This window comes from Blastococcus sp. SYSU D00669 (assembly GCF_054050715.1).
Map to the genome: position 1 here is coordinate 97,505 of NZ_JBJGZV010000009.1, position 26,216 is coordinate 123,720.

Sequence of the window (26,216 nt, forward strand, 5' to 3'; positions counted from 1 at the left end):
CCCGCAGCCCCCCGAGGAGACGCCCGTGACCATCGACGGCAGGACCCGCCCCTCGGTGCTGGAGGAGTGGCGCCCCACCGGATCGGGCAATACTGATCACGTGACCGCCGGGACCCAGGACCTCGACGCACCGGACCTGCTGGCCGCCGTCGACCTCGACCGGCTGCGCGCCCGCGTGTGGCAGGCGCTCGAGGTGTTCCTCGACCGGCAGCGCCGCACCCTCGCCGGCATGGACCCCTCGCTCGGCGCGGTCACCGAGGAGGTGTGCGCCCTCGCCCGCGGCGGCAAGCGGCTGCGTCCGGCGTTCGCGTACTGGGGCTGGCGGGGCGCCGCACCCGAGGCCGGGGGCCCGGTGGAGGACGACGACGCGGTGCTGCGCGCGGTCGCCGCGCTGGAGTTCGTGCACGTCAGCGCCCTGGTGCACGACGACGTCATGGACGGCGCGAGCACCCGCCGCGGCCGCCCGTCCACCCACCTCGGCTTCGCCACCCGGCACGGCGCCGAGCGGCTCGACGGCGACGCCGGCGCCTTCGGCGTGGGCGCGGCGATCCTGGTCGGCGACCTCGCCCTGGTCTGGTCCGACGAGCTGCTGCGCTGCTCCGGCATCACCGGCGCCGCGCTCACCCGCGCCCGCGGCGTCTGGGACACCATGCGCACCGAGGTGACCGCCGGCCAGTACCTCGACCTGCTGCGGGCCGCCGGCGGGCTGCCCGGGCCGGACGGCGCGCTGACCGTCGCCCGGTACAAGAGCGCCGGCTACACGGTGCAGCGGCCGCTGCAGCTCGGCGCTGCGATCGCCGGCGCCGGCCCGCGGGTGTTCGAGGCCTACACCGCCATCGGCCTGCCCCTGGGCGAGGCGTTCCAGCTGCGCGACGACGTCCTGGGGGTGTTCGGCGACCCCGCCGTCACCGGCAAGTCGGCCGACGACGACCTCCGCGAGGGCAAGCAGACCCTGCTCGTCGCCCTGGCCGAGCTGGAGGCCGACGAGACCGGGCGCACGCTGCTGCGCGAGTCGCTGGGCAACCCCGACGCCGGCCCCGACCAGTTCGACGCGCTGCGCCACCTGATCGACGCCACCGGCGCGCGGGAGCGGGTGGAGGAGCGGATCGCCGAGCGCACCGCGCAGGCCCGCGCCGCCATCGCCGCGGCCCCCATCGCCGAGGACGCCCGCGCCGCGCTCGACGCGCTCGCCGTCGCGGCCACCTCCCGCACCGCGTGAGGACGGTCCCCGGTCGCACCGACCGCGTCGTCGTCGTCGGCGCGGGCCTGGCCGGCCTGGCCACCGCGCTGCGGCTGCGCGGCGCCGGCCGCGAGGTCACCGTCGTCGAGCGCGGTGCCGGCCCGGGCGGCCGGGCCGGGGTGGTGACCCGCGGCGGGTACACGCTCGACACCGGCCCGTCGGTGTTCACCGCGCCCGAGGTGCTCGAGGACACCCTGGCGGCGGTCGGCGACAAGCTCGCCGACCGGCTGCAGCTCGTCCCGCTCGAGACGACCTACCGCGCGCAGTTCGCCGACGGCTCGCACCTCGACGTGCCCGCCGACCCCGACCGGTTCGCCGCCGCCGTCGAGGCGCTGTGCGGACCGGCCGAGGCCGCGGCGCTGCGCCGCTACCTCGGCGAGCTGGCCGAGCTCTACCGCCTGCAGCTCACCACCTTCATCGACCGCAACCTCGACTCCCCGCTCGACCTGCTCGGGCCGGAGCTGCTGACCCTCGTCCGCCGGGGCGGCTTCCGCCGGCTGTCGAACCACGTCGCGGGCCGCTTCGCCGACGACCGGCTGCGCCGGCTGTTCAGCTTCCAGGCGCTCTACGCCGGCGTCTCCCCGTTCCGCGCGATCGCCGCCTACGCCGTCATCGCGCAGCTCGACATCGGTGCCGGCGTCTGGCACCCGGTGGGCGGCATCGGCGCCGTCCCCCGGGCGCTGGCCGACGCCGCCGCCGACGCCGGGGTGGTGTTCCGGTACGGGACCGCGGTCCGCGAGCTGCCGACGTCCGGACGGCGGGTCAGCGGCGTGCGGCTGGACGACGGCGAGCTGCTGCCGGCCGACGCCGTCGTCGTCACCGCCGACGCACCCGCCCGGCTGGTGCCCGGCCTTCGCGGCCCCCGCCGGCCGGTGTACTCGCCGTCCTGCGTCGCGCTGCACCTCGGGGTGCGGGCGGAGCTGCCCGGCCAGGCGCACCACACGATCAGCTTCGGCGCCGCGTGGGAGCAGGTCTTCCGCGAGCTGACGGTCGAGGGGCGCCCGATGAGCGACCCGAGCCTGCTGGTCAGCATGCCGTCGGCGACCGACCGCTCCCTCGCCCCGGCGGGCGGGCAGGTGCTCAGCGTCGTCGCCCCGACGCCGAACCTCGACCCGCGCAGCGGCGGCAACCCGTCGATCGACTGGGCGGCGCTCGCCCCCCGCTACCGCGACGAGCTGCTGGCCACGCTGGAGGCCCGCGGGTGGACCGGCATCTCCGGCGCCGTCGAGGTCGAGGAGCTGGCGACGCCGCGGGACTGGGCCGCGCAGGGGATGGCCGCCGGCACCCCCTTCGCGCTGGCGCACACCTTCGGCCAGACCGGGCCGTTCCGCCCGTCCACGCTGCCGCGGTCCGGGCCGGAGAACGTCGTCCTGGCCGGGTCGTCGGTGCAGCCCGGCGTCGGCGTGCCCATGGTGCTGATGAGCGGCCGGCTGGCCGCCGAGAGGATCACCGGATGACGGCGGTCGCCGACCGGCAGGTTCAGCTCGACGCCGCATACCGGCACTGCGCGGCGATCGCCGCCCGGCACGGCAAGAGCTACCACCTGGCGACCCGCCTGCTCACGCCCGACCGGCGGCCGGCGGTGCACGCGCTCTACGCCGCCGCGCGCACCGCCGACGACCTGGTCGACGTCCCCGGTGCCGACCCGGCCGGCGACCTCGCCGACTGGTCCCGCGCCGCCCTGGCCGAGCTGGAGGCGGGCTGGTCCGACGACCCGGTCCGCCTGGCGCTGGTGCACACCTACCGCCGGTACGCCATCGACGTCGACCACCTGGTCGACTTCCTCGCCGCGATGACCAGCGACCTGACCGTCACCGGCTACGCCGACCTCGACGCGCTGGACCGCTACATGTGGGGTTCGGCGGCGGTCATCGGGCTCATGGTGCTGCCGGTGCTGGGCACCGCGCCGGGGGTGACCCGGGAGGAGGCCGCGCCGCACGCGATCGCGCTGGGCGAGGCGTTCCAGCTGACCAACTTCCTGCGCGACGTCGGCGAGGACGTCGACCGCGGCCGGGTGTACCTGCCCGCGGACCTCATGGCCGCGCACGGCGTCACCCGCGAGCAGCTGGCCGAGAAGCGCCACGACGCGCGGTTCGAGGCGCTCATGCGCGAGATGGTCGCGATCGTCCGGCGCCGCTACGACGACGCCGCCCCCGGGACGCCGATGCTCGCCCGCGAGTCGCGGGACTGCGTGCGCGCAGCGACCGACCTGTACGGCGGCATCCTCACCGAGATCGAGAAGGCGGGCTACCGGGTGCTCGACCGCCGGGTGCGGGTGTCGAAGCCGCGCCGCCTGGCGGTGTTCGCCCGCCGGTTGACCGCCGCCCAGCTGGCCAGGGTGAGCACGACCAGCGCGAAGCCGAACAGCAGGTCCTCCACCGGCGCGTAGGCGATCCGCGGCCCCCAGATCGAGCCCGGGTCGTAGACGACCACGTCCAGGCCGGTGAGCACGCCGTTCATGAGCAGCTGGAAGAACAGGACGATCGCGTAGGCGACCCAGAAGACCTTGCGGGTCACCATCCGGGTGCGCAGCACGGCCAGGTCGACGACGAGGACGGCGACGACGGCGACCACCGCGAGCGCGGAGTAGCTCACGACTCGTCCTCGGCGGGGTACCCGGCGTCCCACCGCGTCACCCGGCGCACCGCCTCCAGCGCCAGGACGGCGCAGATCGGGACGACGACGAAGAACAGGACCTCCTCGACCGGGATCCCGCCGGGCAGCCGGACGCCGAGGGTGCGCGCGTCGCTGTAGTCCCAGTGCCCCTGCGCGATCGCGTACAGCACCCAGGCGACGAAGACGACGAACCCGGGCGCGAGCGCGACCAGCAGCCGCCGCCAGCGGGCGTAGACGCGGGTGCGGAGGAACACCTCGAGCGGCGCGGTCACCAGCAGGCACCCGGCCAGCAGCGCGAGGTAGGTCAGGGGCCCCATGCGGGCGCTACAGCGCCAGCGCCTGGGCGCGGCGGGTGACCTCGGTGTGCCGGTCGCCGCGCAGCGCCTCGACCGGCGTGCCGGGCAGCGAGTCGTCGGCCCGGAAGAGCCACTCGAAGGCCTCCTGGTCGCTGAACCCGCCGTCGCGCAGCACGGTGAGCAGGCCGGGCAGGTGCTTGAGGACCGCCCCCTCCTTGAGGAAGTCGGCGGGGATCCTGCTGTTGCCGCTGCCGGGGACCGCCATCAGCTTGCCGTCGCGGATGAGCTGGCGGACGCGGTTGGGCGAGACCCCGAGGGTCTGGGCGACCTCCTGCGGGGTGAGCGTCTCCATGGCGCCGAGCTTATTCAGGACCGCCGCGGAATCGTCGGCCGTCCGCCCTAGCGTCGGCGACATGGCCCTCCTCCCCGACGAACGCGAGCAGTTCCTGGCCGAGCCGCACGTCGCCGCGCTGTCGGTCGCCGACGGCGACGGGCGCGGCCCGCTGACGGTGCCGATCTGGTACGGCTACGAGCCCGGCGAGCGGCTGCGCATCGTGACCCCGGCCGGGTCGCGCAAGGCGCGGCGGATCGCGGCGGCCGGGCGGTTCAGCATGCTGGTGCACCGGGTCGCCCCGTCGGTCCGCTACGTGTCGGTCGAGGGCCCGGTCGCGGCGACCCGGCCGGCCACCGAGGACGACGTGCGGGCGATGGCCCGCCGCTACCTGCCACCCGAGGCGGTCGAGGGCTACGTCGCGTTCTCCCTGGCCGACCACGGCGAGCAGGTGGTCGTCGAGCTGGACCCGGAGCGCTGGCTGTCCGCCGACCTGGGGTGACGACCGGCCCCGGGCAGGGGGCCACCCATTCGTCACAGCCGTCCCGGCGACCCCGCCCACCGCGTGGTTCGCCGGGAAGGGCCGCCGACGCTCCTACACTCGCTGGAGTGGACACCGCCGTGACCGATCCCGTCGTGGGGGTCGTCCTCGAGGGGCGCTACCGCCTCGAGGAGCGCGTCGCGCGCGGCGGCATGTCGACCGTCTACTCGGCCACCGACCTGCGGCTGCACCGCACGGTCGCGGTCAAGATCATGGCCGACCACCTGGTGCACGACCCGACGTTCGTCGACCGGTTCATCCGCGAGGCCCGCGCCGCGGCCATGCTCAGCCACACCAACGTGGTCTCGGTCAGCGACCAGGGCAGCGACCGCGGGATGGTCTACCTGGTCATGGAGCTGGTGCGCGGCCGCACGCTGCGCGACCTGTTGCAGGCCCGCGGCCGGCTCACCGTTGCCGAGGCCTTCGCCGTCCTCGAGCCGGTGCTCGCCGGGCTCACCGCCGCCCACCGGGCCGGCATCGTGCACCGCGACATCAAGCCGGAGAACGTGCTCATCGGCGTCGACGGCGTGGTCAAGGTGGCCGACTTCGGCCTGGCCCGCGCCGTCGCCGGGACCGGGCAGACCAGCGCCACCGGTGGCGTGCTCATCGGCACGGTCGCCTACCTCTCCCCCGAGCAGCTCGAGCGCGGCAAGGCCGACGCCCGCAGCGACGTCTACGCCGCCGGCGTCGTCCTCTACGAGATGCTCACCGGCCACCCGCCCTACGGCGGCGACACCCCGCTCGCGGTGGCCTACCAGCACGTCCACCACGACATGCCGGTCCCCTCCGCGGAGGTCCCGGGCATCGCCTGGCAGGTCGACGACCTCGTCGCCCGGGTCACCCGCCGCGACCCCGCCGCCCGACCGCTCGACGCCGGGGCCTTCCTCGCCGAGCTGGCCGACCTGCGCGACGACCTCGGCATCGAGCGGGTGCCGGTGCCCACCGGGCGCAGCTCGGCCCGCCCCGACACGCTGCGGCCGACCAACCGCTCGCACTCGACCCGTCCGCGGCACCCCAGCGACCCGGGCACGCGCGACATCCGCCCGGGCACCGAGGTGCTGAACACCCCGCGGCACGGCGGCAGCCGCACCAGCGTGCTCGGCGCCGGCCCGACGCAGAACGTGGTCGGCCAGCGCCCGCCGGTGCGTCCCCGGCCGGGCGTCCCCGACCACATCCGCCGGCGGCGGGCGCGCCTGGTCGTGGCGATCGTGCTGCTGCTCGCCGTCACCACCGGCGCCGTCGGCTGGTGGCTGGGCTCCGGGCGGTGGACGACCATCCCCGACCTGGTCGGCCAGCCGCAGGACACCGCCATCGGCCTGCTGCAGGAGGCCGGACTCGACCCCGACTGCTGCGAGGAGCAGTGGAGCGAGGAGGTCGCGGCGGGCGTCGTCATCGCCGCCGACCCGGCCGGCGGCGAGGCGATCCGCGGCACCGACGTCCGTCTGGTCGTCAGCAAGGGCCCGGAGCGCTTCTTCGTCGACGCGGCCCTGGTGGGCCAGCCCGAGGACGCCGTCGTGGCGGCGCTGCAGGAGCAGCCGGCGCTGCAGGTGACCGTCGAGCAGGAGTACGACGACGAGGTCGCCGCGGGCCTGGTCACCCGGTTCGACCCCGCGCCCGGCACGCCGCTCCCCCGCGGCCAGCTGGTCACCGTCTACGTCAGCCTGGGCCGTGCGCCGGTCGAGATTCCGAACGTGATCGGCTCGACGCCCGAGGCGGCCACCGCGACCCTCGAGCAGCTCGGCTTCACCGTCGAGCGCGCCGACGACGGCCGCAGCCGCGACGTCGCACCCGGCCAGGTCATGGCGGTCACCCCCGACCCCGCGGCCGGGCCGGCGCCCTACGGCAGCACCGTGACGATCCAGGTCTCCGCCGGCGTGCCGCGGGTGGAGGTGCCCGACGTCCGCGGCAAGGACGCGGCCGAGGCCACGGCGATCCTCGAGGGTGTCGGGCTGAAGGTGAAGGTGAGCACGTTCATCGCCGGCGACCGCGTGTACCAGCAGAGCCCCCGCCCCGGCGAGGTCGTCGACGAGGGCACGACCGTGCAGCTCGGTGTGAGCTTCGGGTAGCGGTGCACGAGCACGGCAGGACCGCGCCGCCGATCGGCGCGCAGATCCAGATCAAGGGCGGCCTGGCCACGGGCGGGCTCGCCTACACCGACGCCGTCGGCGCGCGCGCCGTCCAGGTGTTCGTCGGCAACCCGCGCGGCTGGAGGCTGACGCCGGGGAACCCGCAGCAGGACGCCGCCTTCACCGCGGGGTGCGCCGAGCGCGGCGTGCCGTCGTTCATCCACACGCCGTACCTGGTGAACGTCGGCTCCCCGACCGAGGCCACCGTCGAGCAGTCGATCGCGACGATCCGGCACAACCTGCTGCGCGGGGCCCGGCTGGGCTGCCGCGGCGTCGTGGTGCACGCCGGCTCCGCCGTGGGCGAGGACCGCTACGAGGCAGCGCTCCGGCAGCTGCACGAGCGGTTGCTGCCCGTGCTCGAGGAGATGCCCGACGACGGCCCGCGGCTGCTGGTCGAGCCCACCGCCGGCGGCGGGCGGTCGCTGGCCGCCACCGTGGAGGACCTCGGCCCGTACCTCGAGGCGCTCGAGGGCCACCCGCTGGTCGGCGTCTGCTTCGACACCTGCCACGCCTGGGCGGCCGGGCACGACCTGTCGCTCCCGGGCGGGATGACCGCGACGCTGGACGCGCTGGAGGCGACCGTGGGCCCCGGCCGGCTCGCCCTCGTGCACGCCAACGACTCCCTCGACGAGTGCGGCTCCAAGCGGGACCGGCACACCACGATCGGGGCGGGCACCATCTCGGGCGGCGACCACGGCGTCGGCCCCTTCCGGGAGCTGCTCGCCCACCCGTCGACGTCCGGCGTCCCGGTCGTCGTGGAGACCCCCAGCGAGCTCGACGGGTCGCCGTGGGCCGGCCACGCCCGGGACATCGCGCTGCTGTGCTCGCTCCGGGACGCCCCGGCCGAGGACTCCTCCGCCGCCGCCTGATCCCGGCGCTGACCTGCGAAGCTTGGCAGCGGGGGTAAGGGTCGGCTAACTTAGGCGAGCCTTTGCTTCCCCCGCACACCGGAGTGCCGCGTGTACGTCTGCATCTGCTACGCCGTCAGCGAGACGCGGCTGGCCGAGGTGATCGCCGAGGGCGCGCGCACCGAGGAAGAGGTCGGCGACGCCTGCGACGCCGGCACGGGGTGCGGCAGCTGCCTGGACCGCATCTGCGACCGGCTGCGCGCGGTCGACCCCATGCACGGGCTGGACGTCCCCGCCGTCGCGTGAGCCGATAGCCTCGGCGCAACCGAGCCGAGGAGGACCTCATGCAGGGTGACGCCCGCGTGATCGAGATGCTCAACGAGCAGCTCACCAGCGAGCTGACCGCCATCAACCAGTACTTCCTGCACGCGAAGATGCAGGAGAACTGGGGCTACAACAAGCTCGCCGAGTACACGCGCAAGGAGTCGATCGAGGAGATGACCCACGCGGAGCGGCTCACCGACCGCATCCTCTTCCTCGAGGGCCTGCCCAACTACCAGAAGCTGTTCGCCCTGCGGATCGGGCAGAGCGTGCGGGAGCAGTTCGAGTCGGACATGGCGATCGAGCTCGAGGTGGTCGAGCGCCTGCGGCCGGCGATCGCCTACTGCGAGCAGGTCGGCGACCGCACCACCAAGCGGCTGTTCGAGGACATCCTCGAGGACGAGGAGCACCACATCGACTACCTCGAGACGCAGCTGCACCTCATGGACACCCTCGGTGAGCAGCTCTACCTCGCCGGGCAGATCGAGCAGCCGACCACCGGGGCCACCCACACCGACTGACCGCGTCCTCCGTCCCGCCCGAGGTCCTCGGGCGGGGCTAGGCTGCGCCGTCTCACCTCACGGACGGGGGACCGCGGCGATGACGCTCTACCTGACGAGGTTCAGCTACACCCCGCAGACCTGGGCACGGCTGGTGGCGAACCCGGAGGACCGGCGCGAGGCGGCTCGCACGTACATCGAATCGGTCGGGGGCAGCCTGCACGGGTTCTGGTACGCCTTCGGCAGCCACGACGGCTACACGCTCTGGGAAGCGCCGGACGACGTCTCGATGGCGAGCGTCGCCATCGCCCTGAGCAGCGGCGGGGCGCTGCACGGGATGGAGACCACGGTCCTGCTCAGCGTGGACGAGACGCTCGAGGCCCTCCGCCGGGCCGCGCAGGTCGGCTACCGGCCACCGGGGGCGTAGCCCGCCCCGGCGCGTGCGGCGGCGCCGTGTACCCCCGGGTAGCTACACGGCGCAGCGGCGTGGTGACTTCAGGTGGCCGGGTCGCGTCAGTTGACTGCCGGGGCCGCGCACGCCGCCGGGGTGTGCCGCTACCCGAGACGAGACCACCGTGCACTCCCGCCGCTTCCTCGCCGCCGCCACCGCGGCGCTGACCGCCACCGGGCTCGGCCTCACCGCCGCACCCGCTGCGGCCGCCCCGGCCGCCCCCGGTCTCCAGTCCTACGTCGTGACGCTGGAGGACGGCAGCCCGGCCGCCGCCGTCGCCGAGCGCGCCCGCGCGATCGGCGGGCGGATCGAGCACGTGTACTCGACGGCGCTCGACGGCTTCGCCGTCACCCTCCCGCCGGGGCTGGCCGACCGGCTCCGGCAGCTGCCCGGTGTGACCGCGGTGGAGGCGGACCTCCCGGTCCAGGTCGCCGCTGCGCAGTCCGGCGCCACCTGGGGCCTGGACCGCATCGACCAGCGGAACCTGCCGCTGAACAACACCTACACGACCCAGGCCAGCGGCTCCGGCGTCACCGCCTACGTCATCGACACCGGCATCCTGCTCGACCACGCCGAGTTCGGCGGGCGCGCCACCTCCGGGTTCGACTTCGTCGACCGGGACACCGACGCGACCGACTGCAACGGCCACGGCACGCACGTCGCGGGGACGATCGGCGGGACCACGTACGGCGTGGCCGAAGGCGTCGCCCTGGTCGCCGTCCGCGTGCTCGACTGCGCCGGGAACGGCAGCATCTCCGGCGTCATCGCCGGGGTGGACTGGGTGACCGCCCAGCACGAGGCCGGCCGACCCGCGGTGGCCAACATGAGCCTCGGCGGGGGCGTGAGCAGCGCGCTGGACTCCGCGGTGGCCGGCTCCATCGCCGACGGCGTCACCTACGCGGTGGCGGCCGGCAACGGCAACGCGATGGGCGTCCCGCAGGACGCGTGCAAGTCCTCCCCCGCCCGGGTCCCCGGCGCCCTCACGGTGGGGGCGAGCGACCGGACCGACAGGCCGGCGTCCTTCAGCAACTACGGGAGCTGCGTCGACCTGTTCGCGCCCGGGGTGGGCATCACCAGCGCCTGGTACACCGGCCCCTCGGCCACCAGCACGATCAACGGGACGTCGATGGCGACCCCGCACGTGGCCGGCGTGGCGGCGCTCCACCTCCAGGGCAACCCGACGGCGAGCCCGGCGGCGGTGGCCACGGCCATCAAGGGCCTGACCACGAAGAACAAGGTCTCGACCAACCGCACCGCGAACAACGACCTGCTGTTCACCACCTACTGAGGCGGGGCTCAGCGCTCCAGCAGCGACGCCAGGACATCGGCCGCGCGGTCCACGGCCGCCCGGTCGACGTCCAGGTGGGTGACCAGCCGCAGCCGGCGGGCGCTCACCTGGCTGACCAGGACCCCCCGCGCCCTGGCCGCCTCGGCGACCATGGGCGCCGGGACGTCGTCGAGCACGACCATGTTCGTCTCGACGGTGGCCGGGTCGACGCCGAGCCGCTTGGCCAGCAGCTGCGCGTGCTCGTGGTCCTCGGCCAGCCGGTCGAGGTGGTGCTCGAGGGCGTGCAGCCCGGCCGCGGCGAGGACGCCGACCTGCCGCATCCCGCCGCCGAGCCGCTTGCGCCAGATGCGGGCGGCGGCGATCCGCTCCGCCGAGGCGACCAGCACCGAGCCGACCGGCGCACCGAGGCCCTTGGACAGGCAGACCGACGCGGTGTCGGCGAGCCGGCCGTAGGTGGCCAGCTCGGTCCCCGACGCGACGGCGGCGTTGAACAGCCGCGCGCCGTCGAGGTGGACGCCGACCCCGTTCTCCCGGGACCAGTCCCACAGCACCCGCAGCTGGTCGAGCGGCTGGACGAGCCCGCCGCCGCGGTTGTGCGTGTTCTCCACCGCGATCGCCGCGGTGGGCGTCAGGTACGGGTCGCCGCGCGGCCGCACCTGCTCGACCAGCGCCCGCGCGTCGAGCCGGCCGCCGGCCGACACCACCGTGCGCGTGGAGAGGCCGAAGACCGCGGCCGCCGCGCCCAGCTCGTAGGTGACCACGTGCGCGTCGGCGTCGCAGAGCACCTCCTGCCCGGGCTCGGCGAGCAGCCGCATGCCGATCTGGTTGCCCATGGTCCCGGTCGGCACGAACAGCGCCGCCTCGTGCCCCATGAGCTCGGCGACGCGCGCCTCGAGGGCGTTGACCGTCGGGTCCTCGCCGTAGACGTCGTCGCCGACCTCGGCGGCGGCCATGGCGCGGCGCATGGCCTCCGTGGGCCGGGTGACGGTGTCCGAACGGAGGTCGATCAGGTCAGCGGCCGGGGGTGGCGGGGTGGGACTAACCACGCAGCATCTCCGCGATCAGGAACGCCAGCTCCAGCGACTGCCCGGTGTTGAGCCGCGGGTCGCAGGCGGTCTCGTACCGGCTGTTGAGGTCCTCGTCGCTGATCTCCATGGCGCCGCCGAGGCACTCGGTGACGTCCTCGCCGGTCAGCTCGACGTGGATGCCGCCGGGCCAGGTGCCCAGCGCCCGGTGCACGTCGAAGAAGCCGAGGACCTCGTCGACGATCCGGTCGAAGTGCCGGGTCTTGTACCCGGTCGAGGACTCGTGGGTGTTGCCGTGCATCGGGTCGCACTGCCAGACGACGAGGTGCCCGCTGGCGGTGACCTTCTCGACGATGCCCGGCAGGACGTCGCGGATCTTCCCGTTGCCCATGCGGCTGATCAGGGTCAGCCGGCCGGGGACGCCGTCGGGGTCGAGCCGCTCGACGAGCTCCACCGCCTGCTCCGGCGTCGTCGTCGGGCCGATCTTGACGCCGATCGGGTTGGCGATCCGCGAGGCGAACTCGATGTGCGCGCCGTCCATCTGGCGGGTGCGCTCGCCCACCCAGACGAAGTGGGCGGAGAGGTCGTACGCGCGGCCCTCGTGCGTGCGGGACAGCGCCCGCTCGTAGTCGAGGATCAGCGCCTCGTGGCTGTTGTACAGCTCCACCGAGCGCATGGCGGAGTGGTCGATGCCGCAGGCCTTCATGAACGCCAGCGCACGGTCGATCTCGCGCGCGATGACCTCGTAGCGCACGCCCGCCGGGGAGCTGGCGACGAAGTCCTTGTTCCAGTCGTGGACGGCGTGCAGGTCGGCCAGGCCACCGCGCGCGTAGGCGCGGATCATGTTCATCGCCGCCGCCGAGTTGGCGTACGCGCGCACCAGCCGGGTCGGGTCGGGGATGCGCTTCTCGAGCACGGGCTCCAGCGAGTTGACCATGTCGCCGCGGTAGGACGGCAGGCCGAGCGCGTCGACGTCGGAGGACCGCGGCTTGGCGTACTGGCCGGCCACCCGGCCGACCTTCACCACCGGGACGCTCGCGCCGTAGGTGAGCACGATCGCCATCTGCAGCAGGGTGCGGGTGGTGCTCTGCAGGTGCGGCTCGGTGTTGAGGTCGAAGGTCTCCGCGCAGTCGCCGCCCTGCAGGAGGAACGCCTTGCCGCGGGCGACGTCGGCCAGCTGCGCGCGCAGGGTGTCGACCTCGGCGGGGGCCACGATCGGAGGCACCGTCGACAGCGTCTCCAGGACCGAGTCGAGGGCGCCGCGGTCGGGCCACGTCGGCTGCTGGGCGGCGGGCAGCGTCCGCCACCGGTCCAGGTCGGGGACCAGCTCAGCAGGTTCGGTGAGGCTCACACGCCCCAGGGTACGGGGGGCCCTGCCTAGCCGAAGAAGACCTCGGCCTCGGCGTACCGCTCGACCGGCACGAGCTTGAGCTGCGCGGTGGCGGCGGTCAGCGGGACGCGGACGATGTCGGTCCCGCGCAGCGCCACCATCACCCCCGACTGGCCGTCGTGCACGGCGTCGACGGCGGCCAGCCCGAAGCGCGTCGCGAGCACGCGGTCGAACGCCGACGGCGTCCCACCGCGCTGGATGTGGCCGAGGACGACCGCCCGTGCCTCGCGGCCGGTGCGCTCCTCGAGCAGCGCGGCCAGCGCCGCCCCGATGCCGCCGAGCCGGACGTGGCCGAACGCGTCGGTCTGCCCCGTCGTCAGCGTCAGCTCGCCGCCCTTGGGCGCCGCGCCCTCGCTCACCACGACGATCGGCGAGTAGCCGGAGGCGAAGCGGTGCTGGCAGTGCGCGACGACCGCGTCGACGTCGAAGGGGTGCTCGGGGATCAGGATGACGTTGGCGCCGCCGGCCATGCCGGCGTGCAGCGCGATCCAGCCGGCGTGCCGCCCCATCACCTCGACGACCAGCGTGCGGTGGTGGCTGTCGCCGGTGGTGTGCAGCCGGTCGATGGCCTCCATGGCCACGCCCACGGCGGTGTCGAAGCCGAAGGTGTAGTCGGTCGAGTCCAGGTCGTTGTCGATGGTCTTCGGGACGCCGACGACGCGCACGCCCGCCTCCGACAGCCTGGTGGCCACCCCCAGGGTGTCCTCGCCGCCGATCGGGATCAGCGCCTCGATGCCCAGCCGCTCGAGGTTGGCCAGCACCCGGTCGGCGCCGCCCTCCACGCCGTAGGGGTTGGTCCGCGACGTCCCGAGCACCGTGCCGCCGCGGGGCAGGATGCCGCGCACCGCCGGGAGGTCCATCGGCACGGTGTCGGCCTCGAGCACGCCGCGCCAGCCGTCGCGGAAGCCGACGACCTCGTCGCCGTGCTCGGTGACGCCCTTGCGGACCACCGCCCGGATGACCGCGTTCAGGCCGGGGCAGTCGCCGCCGCCGGTGAGGATGCCGATCCGCATGTGCCGTCCTCCGCACGAGGTCGCCGGGCCCGTCCGCGCCATGATGCCGCAGGTCGCGACGGCGACCGCAACCGGTGGGTGACAACGGTCACAGGCGTCACACGCGGTCCGGCAGGATCGCCCGGGTGAGCCCCGACGAGCTGCTGGCCCTCATGCCCTTCGCGCAGGTGTCCGGCGTGGAGCTCGAGCGGGCCGCCCCCGACGAGGTCGCCGGCCGCCTGCCCTGGTCACCGCAGCGGTGCACGGCCGGCGGCGTGCTCCACGGCGGGGCGCTGATGACGCTGACCGACTCGGTGGGCGCCGTGTGCGCCTACCTCAACCTGCCGGCCGGCGCGTCCACGTCCACCGTGGCGTCGTCGACGTCGCTGGTCCGCGGAGTGCGGTCGGGCGCCGCGCACGCGGTGGCGCGCCCGGTGCACGTGGGCCGCTCGTTCATCGTCGTCGGCGTCGAGGTCACCGACGACGACGGCCGGCTGGTCGCGCAGACCACGCAGACCCAGGCGGTGCTCGGCGGCGGCTGAGCACCGCGCGCGACCGCTCACACCGCGGTGGCCATCCCCCACACCGTCGGCCCACCGGCGGCGAGGTGCGTCTCGTGCCGCACCGCGAAGCCGTGCGCCTCGTAGAAGGGGACGTTGGCCGGGTTCATCGTCTCCAGGCAGGCGACCAGCCCGGCCCCGCGCGCCGCGGTCAGGCCGCGCTCGAGCACCTCGCCGCCGAGCCCCTGCCCCTGCGCGTCGGGGTGGACGCCGAGCAGGTGGAGGTAGGCGTGCGGCTCGGGTGGGCGCCGCTCCCCGATCACCGACATGGCGCCGCCGATGAGGGCGGCCCGCTCGGCGCCCATGAGGGCCACCATCAGGCCGGGCAGCGTGGGCAGCCCGTCGTCGTCCTCGTCGGCGGGCCCGGGCCACCGCCACATGGCGACGGCGACCGGTGCCCCGCGACGGACGACGTCGACCCGCCCGGCGCGCAGGTACTGCTCGGCGAACAGGCCGAACATCGCCGCGCAGCAGTGCGGCCGCGAGTCCGGGTCGGGGAAGAACCACGCCATCAGCGGGTCGTCGGCGAAGGCGCGGGCGAGGAGCGTGCGGGCCTCGGCGGCGGTCACGTCCACGTCAGGCCTGCCTCTCGAGGAGCTGTCCCGGCCAGCCCCCCACCTCGAAGGTCGCCGTCCGCGTGAAGCCCGCCGACTCGTAGAACCGCACGAGCTTGCCGTCGTCCCCGCCGTAGCAGTCCACCCGCTGCCGGCCGACCCCGCGGGCCCGGGCGCGGTCCCACGACTCGTCGAGGAGCCGCCGCCCGGCCCCGCGCGCGGTCGGGTCCCCCACCAGCAGCAGGACGTAGTCCTCGTCCTCCTCGGCGCGCGGCACGTAGTCGTGCGCCCGCGGCCCGTGGACCAGCGCGGCCACCGCAGCGCCGTCCCGGTCGAGCAGCAGCAGCTCGCCCGCCCCGATCAGCGCGCGGGTCCGCTCGACCCGGAGCGCCGACTCCGACCACGGCCGGTCGCCCCACTGCCCGGTGCGCCCCTGCGCGACCAGCCACGCGACGGCGCCGTCGAGCAGGCCGAGGACGGCGGGCAGGTCGTCGACCCCGCCGGTCCGGACGGTCACCGCGCCAGCTCCATGGCCCGCCACCGTTCCAGGTTGTAGCGGGCGTCGACCAGCGCGTCGTGCGTGCCGCCGGGCTTGGGCGGCAGCGGCGGCTGCCCGAGGTCGTCCCAGCGCTGCCGCAGCTCGCGGGTGAACCGCGGGATCGCCCGGGGCAGCGCCGTCATCGGCCCCCACAGCTGGGCGAGGGCGACGTGGTCGTAGGCGGCGAACCAGGCCCACAGCTCGACCTCCTCCCCCGGTCCGGTGAGGAAGGCGAGCAGGTCCTCGCGGATGCGCTCGCGGCTGCGCCAGGCGGGGTCGGCGGGCGAGGGCAGCTTGTCGAGCACGTTGCGCCGCACCCACGGGATCGCCTTGCGGTCGTCGAACTCGGTGCTGACGGCGTAGAACTCGCGACCGGTCTCGTCGACGACGCCGATCGAGACGAGGTCGATCGTCGTCCCGTCCTCGATGAACTCGGTGTCGTAGAAGAACCGCCGCACGGCACCCACCGTAGGCGGGCGCTAGGTTGCGGCTCATGCCCGTTCTGGCCATCGACGCAGGCACGACCGGGGTGACCGCGCTGGTCGTGGGCGAGGACGGCGGCGTGCTCGCCAAGGGCTACCGCGAGTTCGCCCAGCTGTTCCCCCGCCCCGGCTGGGTCGAGCACGAGCCCGACGACATCTGGACGGCGACCGTCGCCGCCTGCCGCGAGGCGCTGGCGCGGACCGACGCGCGGCCGACCTGCCTCGGCATCACCGACCAGCGGGAGACCGCGGTGGTGTGGGACCGCCGCACGCTGCGCGCGCCCCGGCCGGCGATCGTCTGGCAGGACCGGCGGACCAGCGCGGTCTGCGACCGGCTGCGCGCCGACGGCGTCGAGGAGCGGGTGGCCGCGCTGACCGGTCTGCGCCTGGACCCGTACTTCACCGGCACGAAGTTCGCCTGGCTGGCCGAGCACGAGCCGGAGCTGTGGAACGGCGTCCGGAACGGCTCGCTGGCGCTGGGCACCGTCGACTCCTACGTGATCGCCCGGCTGACCGGCGGCGCCCGGCACGTCACCGATCCGAGCAACGCCAGCCGCACGCTGCTCTACGACCTGGCGGCGGGCGGCTGGTCCGACGAGCTGTGCGGGCTGTTCGACGTCCCGCGGGGCGCCCTGCCCGAGCTCGTGCCCAACTCCGGCGTCGTCGGCACCACCGACCCCGACGCCTTCCTCGGCCTGGAGCTGCCGATCGCCGGGATCGCCGGCGACCAGCAGGCCGCGCTGTTCGGGCAGGCCTGCTACTCCCCCGGCGACACCAAGTGCACCTACGGCACCGGCTCGTTCGTGCTCACCAACACGGGGCCGACGCCGGTCCGGTCGGACGCCGGGCTGCTCACCACCGTGGCCTGGGACCTCGGCGACGGGCTGGTCTACGCGCTGGAGGGGTCGATCTTCGTCACCGGCGCGGCGGTGCAGTGGCTGCGCGACGGGCTGGGGCTCATCGACTCCGCCGCCGAGACCGAGGGGCTGGCGCGCACGGTGGACGACTCCGGCGACGTCGTGTTCGTGCCGGCGCTGACCGGGCTGGGCGCCCCGCACTGGGACCCGCACGCGCGCGGCGCCGTCCTGGGCATCACCCGCGGGACGACGCGGGCGCACCTCGTGCGGGCCACCCTCGAGGCGATCGCGTTCCAGGTGCGCGACGTCGTCGACGTGATGGTGTCCGAGGCCGGGCTCTCGGTGCCCGAGCTGTCCGCCGACGGCGGCGCGAGCGCGAACGGCCTGCTCATGCAGCTGCAGGCCGACGAGCTGGACGTGCCGGTGCGCCGGCCCGTGGTGGCGGAGACGACTGCGCTGGGCGCGGCCTTCCTCGCCGGGCTGGGCACCGGCGTGTGGGGCTCGACCGACGAGCTCGCCGCCACCTGGACCCTCGACGCCCGCTGGGAGCCCACCCCGGGCCGCCGGGACGACGGCCGCTACGACCGCTGGCGCGACGCCGTCCGCCGCGCCGGCGGCTGGGCCGGCTGAGCCGCGGCGATGATCATCGGCAGGTGGCTGCTCGCTCCGGCGTGTCGGCCGGCCACCTGCCGATGATCACGCCCGGTCGGGCGGCGGACCTCAGCGGTAGGTGTTCTCCGTCAGGGGAATGACCCAGGCGCGGCGCTCGGCGATGAGGCCGTCGCGCATCACGAAGACCTCCGCCATCGACAGCCGCCCGGTTCCGCCGTCGGGCTGCGGCACCTCGCCGTACAGCTCGGCCATCACCACGTCGTCCTGCTCGACCATCCGCACGACCTCCAGCCGGGGCGGTCCGACCCAGCCCGGGCCCTCGATCGCCTCGTCGTAGGCCTGCTTGCCGGCCAAGTGGAAGGCGCCGAACACCGTCCACTCGATGTCGTCGGTCAGGCAGCCGAGGATCTGCGCGTGGTCGTTGCGGCGGAAACCCTCGAGGTAGCGCTCGACGGTGTCGGTGTTCCGGCTCATGCCGGCAGAGACTGCCGTCGACCGGCGTCCTCATCGGCGGTGTCGACGGACGACCCGCTCAGGCGGCGCCGCGGTCACCCACCGAGTTGCGGCCGAACTCCCGCCCCTGCAGCGCGGCGATGTCCTGCTCCAGCTGCGGCACCCGCGCGGCCGACACCTTCACGGCCACCCTCTCGGCCAGCGCGCCGGTGACCACCTGGCGCAGCGCCGACACGAGGCCGACCGACCGCGGCACGAACACCCGCCGGCCGCGCGTCTCCAGGTTCTGCACCAGCGCCTCGGCGCAGGCCTCCACCGACGTGTAGGCACCCAGCGGCCCCGGCAGCTGCCGGCGGGTGGCCTTGAACGTGGGCAGCGCCTCCTCGGTGTCGCGCACCAGGTCCGTGTCGATCCACGTGGGGTGCGCGCTGGCCACGGTGACGCCGCGGTGCGCCACCTCCAGCCGCAGCGCGTCGCCGAAGCGCTCCAGCCCGGCCTTGGCCGCGCAGTACGCGCTCATGCCCGGCAGCACCGTGAACGCCGCCGCCGAGCTGACCAGCAGCACGTGCCCCCGCCGCTTCGCGACCTCGGGCAGCGCCGCGTGCGCGGTGAGCATGGCGCCGATCAGGTTGACCTCGACCGTCCGCGACAGCGCCCGCGCCGACGAGGTGGCCACGGTGGTCAGCGGCGCGATGCCGGCGTTGGCGACGACGACGTCCAGCCCGCCGAACGTGTCCACCGTCCGCCGGACCGCCGCCTGCAGCTGCTCGGCGTCGGTGACGTCGCACTCCACCCAGAGGTGCTCGGGACCGAGCTCGGCGGCGACCTGCGCCAGCAGCTCCGGCTCGAGGCCGGCCAGCGCGACACGGGCGCCCCGGGCGGCGGCCCTGCGGGCCAGCGCGGCGCCGATGCCGCGGGCGGCGCCGGTGATCAGGACCGACTTGCCGGCCAGCGGGGTGCGGGGACGACGGGCCATCGGGAGCTCCTCTGCGTCGAGTTGAGCACTGCTCAACAGAGTTGTAGCTTGTTGAGCAGTGCTCAGCAAGCCGAGGACGACCCGCGAAGGAGCCCCGTCGTGACCTCGCCCCTGGAGAAGACAGCGGAGAACCGGGCCGCCCCCGCACACGACGGCGTGCGGGAGGTCAAGATCGCGATCATCGGGTCCGGCTTCGCCGGCCTGGGCATGGCGATCCAGCTGCGGCAGCGCGGCGAGACGGACCTCGTCGTCCTGGAACGGGCCGACGACGTCGGCGGGACCTGGCGCGACAACCACTACCCGGGCGCCGCCTGCGACGTGCAGTCGAACCTCTACTCGTTCTCGTTCGCGCCCAACCCGGACTGGCCGCGCTCGTACTCCGGGCAGCCGGAGATCCAGGCCTACCTGCAGGACGTCGCCGACCGGTACGGGGTGCGCCGGCACGTCGTCTTCGGCGCCGACGTCACCGCCGCCCGGTGGGACGACGACGGCCGCCGCTGGCTGGTCAGCACGACCGCCGGCGACTTCCGCACGCAGGTGCTGATCTCCGCCGCCGGGGCGCTGGCCGACCCCACCTACCCCGACATCCCCGGCCTGGAGACCTTCGAGGGCGACCTCATGCACTCCGCCCGCTGGGACGACGCGGTGGAGCTCGAGGGCCGGGCCGTCGGTGTGATCGGCACCGGGGCCAGCGCCGTCCAGATCGTGCCGGCCATCCAGCCGGCCGTCGGCAGCATCGCCGTCTACCAGCGCACCGCGCCGTGGATCGTGCCCCGCACCGACCGCCCGGTGAAGCGCAGCGCCCGGTGGCTCTACCGGCACGTGCCGCTGTTCCAGAAGGCGGTCCGCGCGCTGCTCTACGCCGTCCGCGAGCTGCTCGTCGTCGGCATGGCCAAGCAGCGCCGCTTCCTCAAGCCGGTCGAGAAGGTGGCCCGGGCGCACCTGGCCCGGCAGGTCCGCGACCCGAAGCTGCGCACGGCGCTGACCCCGGGCTACACGATCGGCTGCAAGCGCATCCTGATCAGCAACGACTACTACCCGGCGGTCGCCGCGCCGAATGCCGAGCTGGTCACCGCCGGCATCGCCGAAGTCCGGCCGCGCTCGGTGGTCACCACGGACGGCGTCGAGCGGCCCACCGACGTCCTCGTCCTCGCCACCGGCTTCCACGTCACCGACCTGCCGATCGCCGAGAAGATCTCCGGCCGCGAGGGCCGCACCCTCGCGAAGGTGTGGGCCGACGGGATCATCACCAACCGCAGCACCACGGTGGCCGGCTTCCCCAACCTCTTCCTGCTGGTCGGACCCAACGTCGGGGTCGGGCACACGTCGATGGTCTACATGATCGAGTCGCAGGTCGCCTACGTCGACGCCGCGCTGCGCACCATGGACGACGAGGCGCTCGAGGTGCTCGAGACGACGCCGGAGGCCATGGCCGCCTACCGCGACCTCATCGCCGGCCGCTCGCAGGGCACCGTGTGGCTCGCCGGCGGGTGCGCCAGCTGGTACCTCGACGAGCACGGCCACAACTCGACGCTCTGGCCGGACTTCACCTTCCGGTTCCGCAAGATGCTCTCGGCCTTCGACCGCGAGAACTACGTCGGCCGGGGCGCCCGCACCCTGGAGATGGCCGCGTGACCGCGCTGCTGCGCCGCACCGCCGCCGTCGGCACCCCCGACGGCGCCGTGCTCCACGCGACCGTCGACGGCCCCGACGACGCCCCGGTCACCCTCGTCCTCGCCCACGGCTGGACGCTGGCGCAGGCGGCCTGGGACGACGTCGCCGACCTGCTCGCCCCGCGCGCCGCGGCCGGCGAGCTCCGGCTGGTCCGCTACGACCAGCGCGGGCACGGCCGCTCCACGTGGGGAGCTGCAGACATCTCGATCGACCAGCTCGGCCAGGACCTGGCCGCCGTCCTCGACCGGCTGGTGCCGTCCGGGCCGGTGGTGCTCGGCGGGCACTCGATGGGCGGCATGACGATCATGTGCCTGGCGGCCGCGCGGCCGGAGCTCTTCGGCGGCCGCGTGCGCGGCGCCGCGCTGGTCTCGACCTCCGCCGGCGACCTCGCCCCGGAGCCGCGGACCCGCGCCGAGCGGATCCGGCAGCGGCTGACCCCCGGCGCGCTGACCGCGGCGCTGGCCGCCGCGCGGGTGATCGAGCGGCTGCGGCAGGCCGTGCCCCCGGCGCACCCGCGGCACCGCACGATCGTCCGCGACCTGCTCTACGGCGCCGACGCCACCGACGCGATGGTGCTCGCCGGCGCCGAGATCATGCACGCCTCGACGGTGCGGGCGTTCACGGCGTTCCTGCCCGCGCTGGGCGACCACGACAAGCGCACCGAGCTGGCGGCGCTGGCCCGGGTGCCGGTGGAGGTCCTCGTCGGCGACACCGACAAGCTCACGCCGCTGCGGCACAGCGAGCAGCTGGCCGAGGCGCTGCCCGACGCGCGGCTGCAAGTGGTCCCGCGGACCGGGCACATGCTCCCCCAGGAGCGGCCGCAGCTCGTGGCCGAGGCGATCGGCCGGCTGCTCGCCGCGGCGGTGCGGGAACCGGCGGCGGCGTGAGATGACCTCCGCGCGCCGCTCGGCGGACGACCGCCGCGCGCAACTGGTCTCGATCGGGCTCGAGCTGCTTCCGACCACGCCCGTGCAGGAGCTGACCATCGACGAGGTCGCCCGCCGGGCCGGGATCAGCCGCAGCCTGCTGTTCCACTACTTCCCGACCAAGAAGGACTACTACGCCGCGGTGACGCGGGCGGCCGCGCGGCTGCTCGAGGAGCACCTGCTCCCGGCGAGCGGGACGCCGGCCGCCGAGCACGTGCCGGGGATGCTGGACCGCTACGTCGGCTGGGTGGAGACCTACCGCGAGGCGCACCTGGCGGTCGTCCGCGGCGCCGCCGGCGGCGACCCCTGGGTGGCCGAGATCTACGAGGAGACCCGGGAGCGGCTCGTCGACGTCGCGCTCACCGCCCTGGACCTGCCCGACGACACCCGCCGGCGGCAGCTGGTGCGCTCCTGGTTCGCCTTCACCGAGGACCTCGTCGGCCAGTGGACCCGCGAGCCGAGCATGTCCCGCGAGGACCTCCTCGCCCTGCTGCGCGACGTCCTCGACCGGCTCGTCGCGCGCTGACCAGGACGACCGGTACGCGCCTGCCGAGATCCCGTGATCTCGGCGCCCCAGCAGCCCTCACGTGCCGAGATCACGGGATCTCGGCACGAGCCGGGTCAGCTGGCGATGGAGTCGACCCGGTCGCCGGACTCGTCCTGCGGCGGCTGCAGCCGGCGCAGCACCTCGGCGGCGCTGTCGCCGGTGGCGTCCATCGACCTCTTCACGGTCGCGCCGTAGACGTCGACGTACTCCTGGCCCGAGAGGGTCATGATCTCGTACATGATCTCGTCGGTGATCGAGCGCTCGACGAAGCGGTCGCCCGACATGCCCTCGTAGCGGCTGAAGTCCAGCGGCTTGCCGAACTTCACGCACACCCGCACGAGCTTCCTGCCGAACGGCATCCGCCGGGAGCGGTAGATCATCGCGACGGGCACGACAGGCGCCCCGGTCTCCAGCGCCATGCGGGCGACGCCGGTCTTGCCCCGGTAGAGCCGCGTGTCGGGCGAGCGGGTGCCCTCCGGGTAGATGCCGAGCAGCTTGCCCTCGCGGAGGATCCGCAGGCCGGTGCGGATGGCGTCCTCGGCGGCGCTGGCGTTGGTGCGGTCGATGGGCACCTGCCCGCTGCCGGCGAAGAAGACGCGCTGCCCCCACCCCTTGAGGCCGGTGCCGGTGAAGTACTCCTGCTTGGCCAGGAAGGTCACCCGTCGCTTGAGCGACAGCGGCATGAACACCCAGTCCGCGGCGGACAGGTGGTTGCTGGCCAGGATCGCCGCCCCGGTGGAGGGCACGTTCTCCGTGCCTTCCGCCTGCGGGCGGAAGACCAGCTTGGCCAGCGGCCCGACCGCGACGAACTTGAGGAACCAGTAGAACAACACGCCTCCTCTTGGAACTGCCAGACTAGGGATCCCGGTGGCCCCACGACAAACGGAGTGGTTCCGCAAGGTCGCCGGACGCCCCGCCGGACCCGCGAGGAGGAGCCCCTGTGCCCGGACCGCACGTGCCCGCCGAGGTGCTGCCCGGCGCCGAGCCGTTCGCCTTCCCGGGCGGGGACGGGCCCGAGGGGCGCACCGGTGTCCTGCTCGTGCACGGGTTCACCGGCGCGCCGATGAGCATGCGGCCGTGGGGCGAGCACCTCGCGGCCGAGGGCTTCGCCGTCCGCTGCCCGCTGCTGCCGGGGCACGGCACCCGCTGGCAGGACTGCAACCTCGCCACCGAGGACGACTGGGTCGACGCGGTCGACGCGGCGTTCGACGAGCTCGCGGAGGACGTCGACCGGGTCGTGGTGGCCGGGCTGTCGATGGGCGGCACCCTGTCGATCCGGCTCGCCGAGCGGCGTCCCGACGACGTCGCGGCCCTGGTGCTGGTCAACCCGTCGCTGATGACCCTGCGCCTCGACGCCAAGCTGCTGCCCCTGATCGCGCGGATCACCCCGAGCTGGGCGCCGATCGGCAGCGACATCAAGAAGCCCGGCGTCACCGAGCTCGCCTACCCCAAGCTGCCCACCCGCGCCGTCCTCGGGCTGCGCCGGCTGTGGACCGCCACCCGCGCCGACCTGGCGGAGGTGACCGCTCCGGTGCTGGTCTTCCGCAGCCGGGAGGACCACGTCGTCGAGCCGGCCTCCACCGCGGCGCTGCTGGCCGGCATCTCCAGCACCGACGCCACCGAGGTCGTGCTGGAAAACAGCTACCACGTCGCCACGCTGGACAACGACGCCCCGCTGATCTTCGAGCGGTCGGCGGAGTGGATCCGCGAGCGCACCGCCGCGGCGGAGCCGGCATGAGCGAGCCGCGCCGCGGCCGGGGCCGCCGGGACAACGGGCTGGACGCCGCCCTCTACAGCCCGCTGCGCGACGTCGACCCCCGGGTCGGCGACCACCTGCTCGACGTGCTCTACGACGCCGGGATCGCCGCCTACCTCGAGCCGGCCACCGACGTGGGTCCGTACACCCGCACGGTGTTCCTCCCCAGCCCGCCGAGCGACCGGCTCTGGGTCGACCGGGCCCGCCGCGCCGAGGCCCGCACCCTCGTCGACCAGCAGGCCGACGAGCACGCCCGCGGCCCGGTGCCCGAGCGGGCGCGGCTGCGCCGGGACCTCGACGAGGACGCCGAGTGGGCCCGCATCGTCGCCGCGTACGAGGCCGAGAACGGGCGGACGCCGGTCGAGGACCCGCCGGCCGACGCCCCGCTGCCCCCTCCCCCGCCGCCGGCCGAGCCCGATGTGCTCGACCGGCCCGACGAGCACTTCGAGCCCCCGCCGCCGCCCCCGGTCGGCCTGCCGTCGCCGGCGTCGCTGTACGCCTTCCTGCTCATCGCCGCGGGCGTCCTGCTGGTCTGGGCGCCGAGCCTGATCGGCCTGTCCCAGGACCTCGGCCTGTTCCTCGGCGTCGCCGCCGTCGCCGGCGGGGTGTTCGTCGCGGTGTCGCGGATGCGCGACCGTTCCGACGACGACGGGGACGACGGCGCGGTCGTCTGAGACCGATGAGTCCGGCCGGCGCCGGGCGTCCTCCCTGACATGGACTTCACGAGCGTGCTGGCGCAGGCCACCGTCTCCGACGCCCCGCGTGCCGAGGCCTGGTACTCGGCGCTGTTCGGCCGCGGCCCGGACACCCGCCCGATGGACGGGCTCGTCGAGTGGCACGTCGGCGGGGGTCGCGGGGTGCAGGTCTGGGTCGACCCGGTCCGCGCCGGCCGGTCGACGGTCGTCCTCGGCACCGACGACGTCGACGGCGTCACCTCGCGGCTCGGCGCCGCGGGGATCGCCCAGGACGGCCCCGAGCCGGCCGGCGCCGGCCACGTGCTGCGGCTGCAGGACCCCGACGGCAACACCGTGGTCGTGACGGGCGCCTGACGCTAGCGTCCGGTCGGTGAGCACCACCGCGCCGCACTCCGCGACCGTGGCCCTGACCGGGCACCTCATGGACACCGGCGTCCTGGCGCGGGTCCTGGACGACGTCCTCGAGTACGGCGGCGACTACCGCATCGAGAGCCTGGACCTCGGCCGCGAGCACGAGGACGAGTCGCGGGCGCTGGTCTCGGTCCGCACCGCGGACGCCGACCTGCTCGACCGGATCCTCATGCGGCTGCAGACCCACGGCGCCAACGCCGTCGACCCGGGGACGGCGACGCTGCGCCCGGCGCCCGCCGACGGCGTCTTCCCCGAAGACTTCTACTCCACGACCAACCTGGACACCTTCGTCCGCCTCGACCGCGAGTGGCTCGCCGTCGACCGCGCCGAGATGGACTGCGGCCTCGTGGTCGGCGAGCAGGGTGGCCGGGTCGTCGTCCGCACCGTCCCGGTCAGCGACGTGCGCGCCGGCGACCGGGTGGTGTGCGGCGCGAACGGGGTGCGCGTCGAGATGCCCCCGGCGGTGGTCCGCGGTGAGGAGGAGGCGTTCGGGTTCATGTCGTCGGTCGCCTCCAGCGAGAAACCGCAGGCGCTGCTGGTCCGGCAGATCGCCGAGCGGATGCGCGAGGTGAAGGCCGCCGGGCGGCGGGTGCTGTGGGTGGGCGGCCCGGCCGTCGTCCACACCGGTGCCTCACCGGCCATGGTGCGCCTGGTCGAGGCCGGCTACGTCGACGTCCTGTTCGCCGGCAACGCGCTGGCCACGCACGACATCGAGGCGTCGCTGTACGGCACGTCGCTCGGCGTCGACCTCGCCAAGGGCTCCGGCGTGCCGCACGGGCACGAGCACCACATCCGGGCGATCAACACCATCCGCCGCGCGGGGTCGATCCGGGCCGCGGTGGACTCCGGCGTGCTCACCGGCGGCGTGATGCACGCGATGGTGCGGGCCGGCAAGCCGTTCGTGCTGGTCGGCTCGGTGCGCGACGACGGGCCGCTGCCCGACGTCCACACCGACGTCATCGAGGGTCAGCGCGCGATGCGCGCCGAGCTGCACGACGTCGGCTTCTGCATCATGGTCGCGACGATGCTGCACTCGATCGCGACCGGGAACCTGCTCCCGGCGTCGGTGCCGCTGGTCTGCGTCGACATCAACCCGGCGACGGTCACCAAGCTCGCCGACCGCGGGAGCGCCCAGGCGATGGGCATCGTCACCGACATCGGCCTGTTCCTCGAGCAGCTGGCCCGCGAGCTCACCTGATCCGGAGGGGGT

General features: G+C 74.7%; 30 protein-coding genes and 1 pseudogene. 19 read left to right on the top strand and 12 right to left on the bottom strand.

The genetic code is table 11. From position 1 onward, the window contains the following. The first annotated feature begins 25 nt into the window (after positions 1-25). The 3 genes from ACI8AF_RS08825 to ACI8AF_RS08835 are packed head-to-tail and all read left to right on the top strand — an operon-like array spanning position 26 to position 3,629. Entirely contained in the window at positions 26-1,219 is a 1,194-nt protein-coding gene (locus ACI8AF_RS08825) for a polyprenyl synthetase family protein (RefSeq protein WP_456539318.1), read from the top strand. Then, the gene (gene crtI / locus ACI8AF_RS08830; protein WP_456539319.1) at positions 1,216-2,697 is read left to right on the top strand and encodes a phytoene desaturase family protein; all 1,482 of its coding nucleotides are present in this window, start codon (positions 1,216-1,218) and stop codon (positions 2,695-2,697) included. The genes ACI8AF_RS08825 and crtI overlap by 4 nt, the downstream gene beginning before the upstream one ends. Then, a complete protein-coding gene (locus ACI8AF_RS08835) occupies positions 2,694-3,629 on the top strand; it encodes a phytoene/squalene synthase family protein (protein ID WP_456539320.1) in 936 nt (311 codons plus the stop codon). The genes crtI and ACI8AF_RS08835 overlap by 4 nt, the downstream gene beginning before the upstream one ends. Here ACI8AF_RS08835 and ACI8AF_RS08840 read toward each other — a convergent pair. From ACI8AF_RS08840 to ACI8AF_RS08850, 3 genes and pseudogenes are all read right to left on the bottom strand, one after another. Beyond that, positions 3,626-3,868 (bottom strand): annotated as a pseudogene (locus ACI8AF_RS08840) (hypothetical protein); the annotation flags it as partial. The gene ACI8AF_RS08835 and the pseudogene ACI8AF_RS08840 overlap by 4 nt on opposite strands. Beyond that, positions 3,832-4,173 carry a lycopene cyclase domain-containing protein gene (locus ACI8AF_RS08845; protein WP_456539321.1) on the bottom strand — a complete coding sequence of 114 codons (342 nt, stop codon included), beginning with the start codon at positions 4,171-4,173 and terminating at the stop codon, positions 3,832-3,834. The pseudogene ACI8AF_RS08840 and the gene ACI8AF_RS08845, both read right to left, overlap by 37 nt. A gap of 7 nt (positions 4,174-4,180) precedes the next feature. Beyond that, a complete protein-coding gene (locus tag ACI8AF_RS08850) occupies positions 4,181-4,504 on the bottom strand; it encodes an Rv2175c family DNA-binding protein (protein WP_456539322.1) in 324 nt (107 codons plus the stop codon). Between the two features lie 61 nt (positions 4,505-4,565). Between ACI8AF_RS08850 and ACI8AF_RS08855 the strand changes: the two genes are divergently transcribed. The 7 genes from ACI8AF_RS08855 (at position 4,566) to ACI8AF_RS08885 (ending at position 10,558) form a co-directional block, all read left to right on the top strand. Next, positions 4,566-4,985, top strand: coding sequence for a pyridoxamine 5'-phosphate oxidase family protein (locus tag ACI8AF_RS08855; RefSeq protein ID WP_456539323.1), 420 nt, complete (start codon positions 4,566-4,568; stop codon positions 4,983-4,985). A gap of 107 nt (positions 4,986-5,092) precedes the next feature. Further along, positions 5,093-7,090, top strand: a complete 1,998-nt coding sequence (pknB, locus tag ACI8AF_RS08860; protein ID WP_456539324.1) for a Stk1 family PASTA domain-containing Ser/Thr kinase — start codon at positions 5,093-5,095, stop codon at positions 7,088-7,090. Positions 7,091-7,092: 2 nt separating this feature from the next. Beyond that, entirely contained in the window at positions 7,093-8,019 is a 927-nt protein-coding gene (locus tag ACI8AF_RS08865; RefSeq protein ID WP_456539325.1) for a deoxyribonuclease IV, read from the top strand. 90 nt (positions 8,020-8,109) lie between these two features. Next, entirely contained in the window at positions 8,110-8,304 is a 195-nt protein-coding gene (locus tag ACI8AF_RS08870; protein ID WP_456539326.1) for a (2Fe-2S)-binding protein, read from the top strand. Positions 8,305-8,342: 38 nt separating this feature from the next. Further along, positions 8,343-8,840, top strand: coding sequence for a bacterioferritin (bfr, locus tag ACI8AF_RS08875; protein WP_456539327.1), 498 nt, complete (start codon positions 8,343-8,345; stop codon positions 8,838-8,840). 79 nt (positions 8,841-8,919) lie between these two features. After that, positions 8,920-9,246, top strand: coding sequence for a GYD domain-containing protein (locus ACI8AF_RS08880; RefSeq protein ID WP_456539328.1), 327 nt, complete (start codon positions 8,920-8,922; stop codon positions 9,244-9,246). Between the two features lie 148 nt (positions 9,247-9,394). After that, positions 9,395-10,558: a S8 family peptidase gene (locus ACI8AF_RS08885; RefSeq protein WP_456539329.1), complete on the top strand. Its 1,164-nt coding sequence runs from the start codon at positions 9,395-9,397 to the stop codon at positions 10,556-10,558. Between the two features lie 8 nt (positions 10,559-10,566). Here ACI8AF_RS08885 and ACI8AF_RS08890 read toward each other — a convergent pair whose 3' ends face one another. Genes ACI8AF_RS08890 through ACI8AF_RS08900 form a run of 3 tightly spaced genes read right to left on the bottom strand, consistent with a single transcriptional unit; the run spans position 10,567 to position 13,986 of the window. Further along, positions 10,567-11,604, bottom strand: coding sequence for a threonine aldolase family protein (locus ACI8AF_RS08890; RefSeq protein WP_456539330.1), 1,038 nt, complete (start codon positions 11,602-11,604; stop codon positions 10,567-10,569). Next, a complete protein-coding gene (locus ACI8AF_RS08895; protein WP_456539331.1) occupies positions 11,597-12,934 on the bottom strand; it encodes a class II 3-deoxy-7-phosphoheptulonate synthase in 1,338 nt (445 codons plus the stop codon). The genes ACI8AF_RS08890 and ACI8AF_RS08895 overlap by 8 nt, the downstream gene beginning before the upstream one ends. 26 nt (positions 12,935-12,960) lie before the next feature. Further along, positions 12,961-13,986, bottom strand: coding sequence for a 6-phosphofructokinase (locus ACI8AF_RS08900; protein ID WP_456539332.1), 1,026 nt, complete (start codon positions 13,984-13,986; stop codon positions 12,961-12,963). Positions 13,987-14,111: 125 nt separating this feature from the next. On the opposite strand from ACI8AF_RS08900, the gene ACI8AF_RS08905 reads away from it, so the two are divergent. After that, positions 14,112-14,507, top strand: a complete 396-nt coding sequence (locus ACI8AF_RS08905) for a PaaI family thioesterase (protein WP_456539333.1) — start codon at positions 14,112-14,114, stop codon at positions 14,505-14,507. A gap of 17 nt (positions 14,508-14,524) precedes the next feature. Here the strand turns inward: ACI8AF_RS08905 and ACI8AF_RS08910 are convergent, their stop codons facing one another. Genes ACI8AF_RS08910 through ACI8AF_RS08920 form a run of 3 tightly spaced genes read right to left on the bottom strand, consistent with a single transcriptional unit; the run spans position 14,525 to position 16,075 of the window. Further along, on the bottom strand, positions 14,525-15,100 hold the full coding sequence (locus tag ACI8AF_RS08910; protein ID WP_456539334.1) for a GNAT family N-acetyltransferase: 576 nt from the start codon (positions 15,098-15,100) through the stop codon (positions 14,525-14,527). Position 15,101: 1 nt separating this feature from the next. Next, positions 15,102-15,596, bottom strand: a complete 495-nt coding sequence (locus ACI8AF_RS08915) for an N-acetyltransferase family protein (RefSeq protein WP_456539335.1) — start codon at positions 15,594-15,596, stop codon at positions 15,102-15,104. Further along, positions 15,593-16,075: a polyadenylate-specific 3'-exoribonuclease AS gene (locus ACI8AF_RS08920; protein WP_456539336.1), complete on the bottom strand. Its 483-nt coding sequence runs from the start codon at positions 16,073-16,075 to the stop codon at positions 15,593-15,595. Before ACI8AF_RS08920 ends, ACI8AF_RS08915 begins: the two co-directional genes overlap by 4 nt. Before the next feature lie 35 nt (positions 16,076-16,110). Here ACI8AF_RS08920 and glpK point away from each other — a divergent pair, with 35 nt between their 5' ends. Continuing rightward, positions 16,111-17,586, top strand: a complete 1,476-nt coding sequence (gene glpK, locus ACI8AF_RS08925; RefSeq protein WP_456539337.1) for a glycerol kinase GlpK — start codon at positions 16,111-16,113, stop codon at positions 17,584-17,586. A gap of 90 nt (positions 17,587-17,676) precedes the next feature. Here the strand turns inward: glpK and ACI8AF_RS08930 are convergent, their stop codons facing one another. Together ACI8AF_RS08930 and ACI8AF_RS08935 are read right to left on the bottom strand one after the other, a co-directional pair. Continuing rightward, the gene (locus ACI8AF_RS08930; RefSeq protein ID WP_456539338.1) at positions 17,677-18,042 is read right to left on the bottom strand and encodes a nuclear transport factor 2 family protein; all 366 of its coding nucleotides are present in this window, start codon (positions 18,040-18,042) and stop codon (positions 17,677-17,679) included. 58 nt (positions 18,043-18,100) lie between these two features. Next, the gene (locus ACI8AF_RS08935) at positions 18,101-18,997 is read right to left on the bottom strand and encodes a short-chain dehydrogenase/reductase (RefSeq protein ID WP_456539339.1); all 897 of its coding nucleotides are present in this window, start codon (positions 18,995-18,997) and stop codon (positions 18,101-18,103) included. Positions 18,998-19,096: 99 nt separating this feature from the next. On the opposite strand from ACI8AF_RS08935, the gene ACI8AF_RS08940 reads away from it, so the two are divergent. Genes ACI8AF_RS08940 through ACI8AF_RS08950 form a run of 3 tightly spaced genes read left to right on the top strand, consistent with a single transcriptional unit; the run spans position 19,097 to position 22,123 of the window. Further along, the gene (locus ACI8AF_RS08940; protein ID WP_456539340.1) at positions 19,097-20,632 is read left to right on the top strand and encodes a flavin-containing monooxygenase; all 1,536 of its coding nucleotides are present in this window, start codon (positions 19,097-19,099) and stop codon (positions 20,630-20,632) included. After that, positions 20,629-21,558 carry an alpha/beta fold hydrolase gene (locus tag ACI8AF_RS08945; protein WP_456539341.1) on the top strand — a complete coding sequence of 310 codons (930 nt, stop codon included), beginning with the start codon at positions 20,629-20,631 and terminating at the stop codon, positions 21,556-21,558. Before ACI8AF_RS08940 ends, ACI8AF_RS08945 begins: the two co-directional genes overlap by 4 nt. A 1-nt stretch (position 21,559) precedes the next feature. Next, positions 21,560-22,123 carry a TetR/AcrR family transcriptional regulator gene (locus tag ACI8AF_RS08950; RefSeq protein ID WP_456539342.1) on the top strand — a complete coding sequence of 188 codons (564 nt, stop codon included), beginning with the start codon at positions 21,560-21,562 and terminating at the stop codon, positions 22,121-22,123. 95 nt (positions 22,124-22,218) lie between these two features. On the opposite strand, the gene ACI8AF_RS08955 is transcribed toward ACI8AF_RS08950, so the two are convergent. Beyond that, the gene (locus tag ACI8AF_RS08955) at positions 22,219-22,977 is read right to left on the bottom strand and encodes a lysophospholipid acyltransferase family protein (protein ID WP_456539343.1); all 759 of its coding nucleotides are present in this window, start codon (positions 22,975-22,977) and stop codon (positions 22,219-22,221) included. A gap of 107 nt (positions 22,978-23,084) precedes the next feature. Here ACI8AF_RS08955 and ACI8AF_RS08960 point away from each other — a divergent pair, with 107 nt between their 5' ends. From ACI8AF_RS08960 to ACI8AF_RS08975, 4 genes are read left to right on the top strand one after another with little or no spacing between them, the layout of a single operon-like run. After that, positions 23,085-23,882 (top strand): alpha/beta hydrolase, encoded by a 798-nt coding sequence (locus ACI8AF_RS08960; protein ID WP_456539344.1) that lies wholly within the window; start codon positions 23,085-23,087, stop codon positions 23,880-23,882. Continuing rightward, positions 23,879-24,574 carry a hypothetical protein gene (locus ACI8AF_RS08965; RefSeq protein ID WP_456539345.1) on the top strand — a complete coding sequence of 232 codons (696 nt, stop codon included), beginning with the start codon at positions 23,879-23,881 and terminating at the stop codon, positions 24,572-24,574. The genes ACI8AF_RS08960 and ACI8AF_RS08965 overlap by 4 nt, the downstream gene beginning before the upstream one ends. 39 nt (positions 24,575-24,613) lie before the next feature. Next, the gene (locus ACI8AF_RS08970; RefSeq protein ID WP_456539346.1) at positions 24,614-24,949 is read left to right on the top strand and encodes a VOC family protein; all 336 of its coding nucleotides are present in this window, start codon (positions 24,614-24,616) and stop codon (positions 24,947-24,949) included. 16 nt (positions 24,950-24,965) lie between these two features. Further along, the gene (locus tag ACI8AF_RS08975) at positions 24,966-26,204 is read left to right on the top strand and encodes an ornithine cyclodeaminase, nickel-pincer nucleotide-dependent (RefSeq protein WP_456539347.1); all 1,239 of its coding nucleotides are present in this window, start codon (positions 24,966-24,968) and stop codon (positions 26,202-26,204) included. Positions 26,205-26,216: the final 12 nt, after the last annotated feature.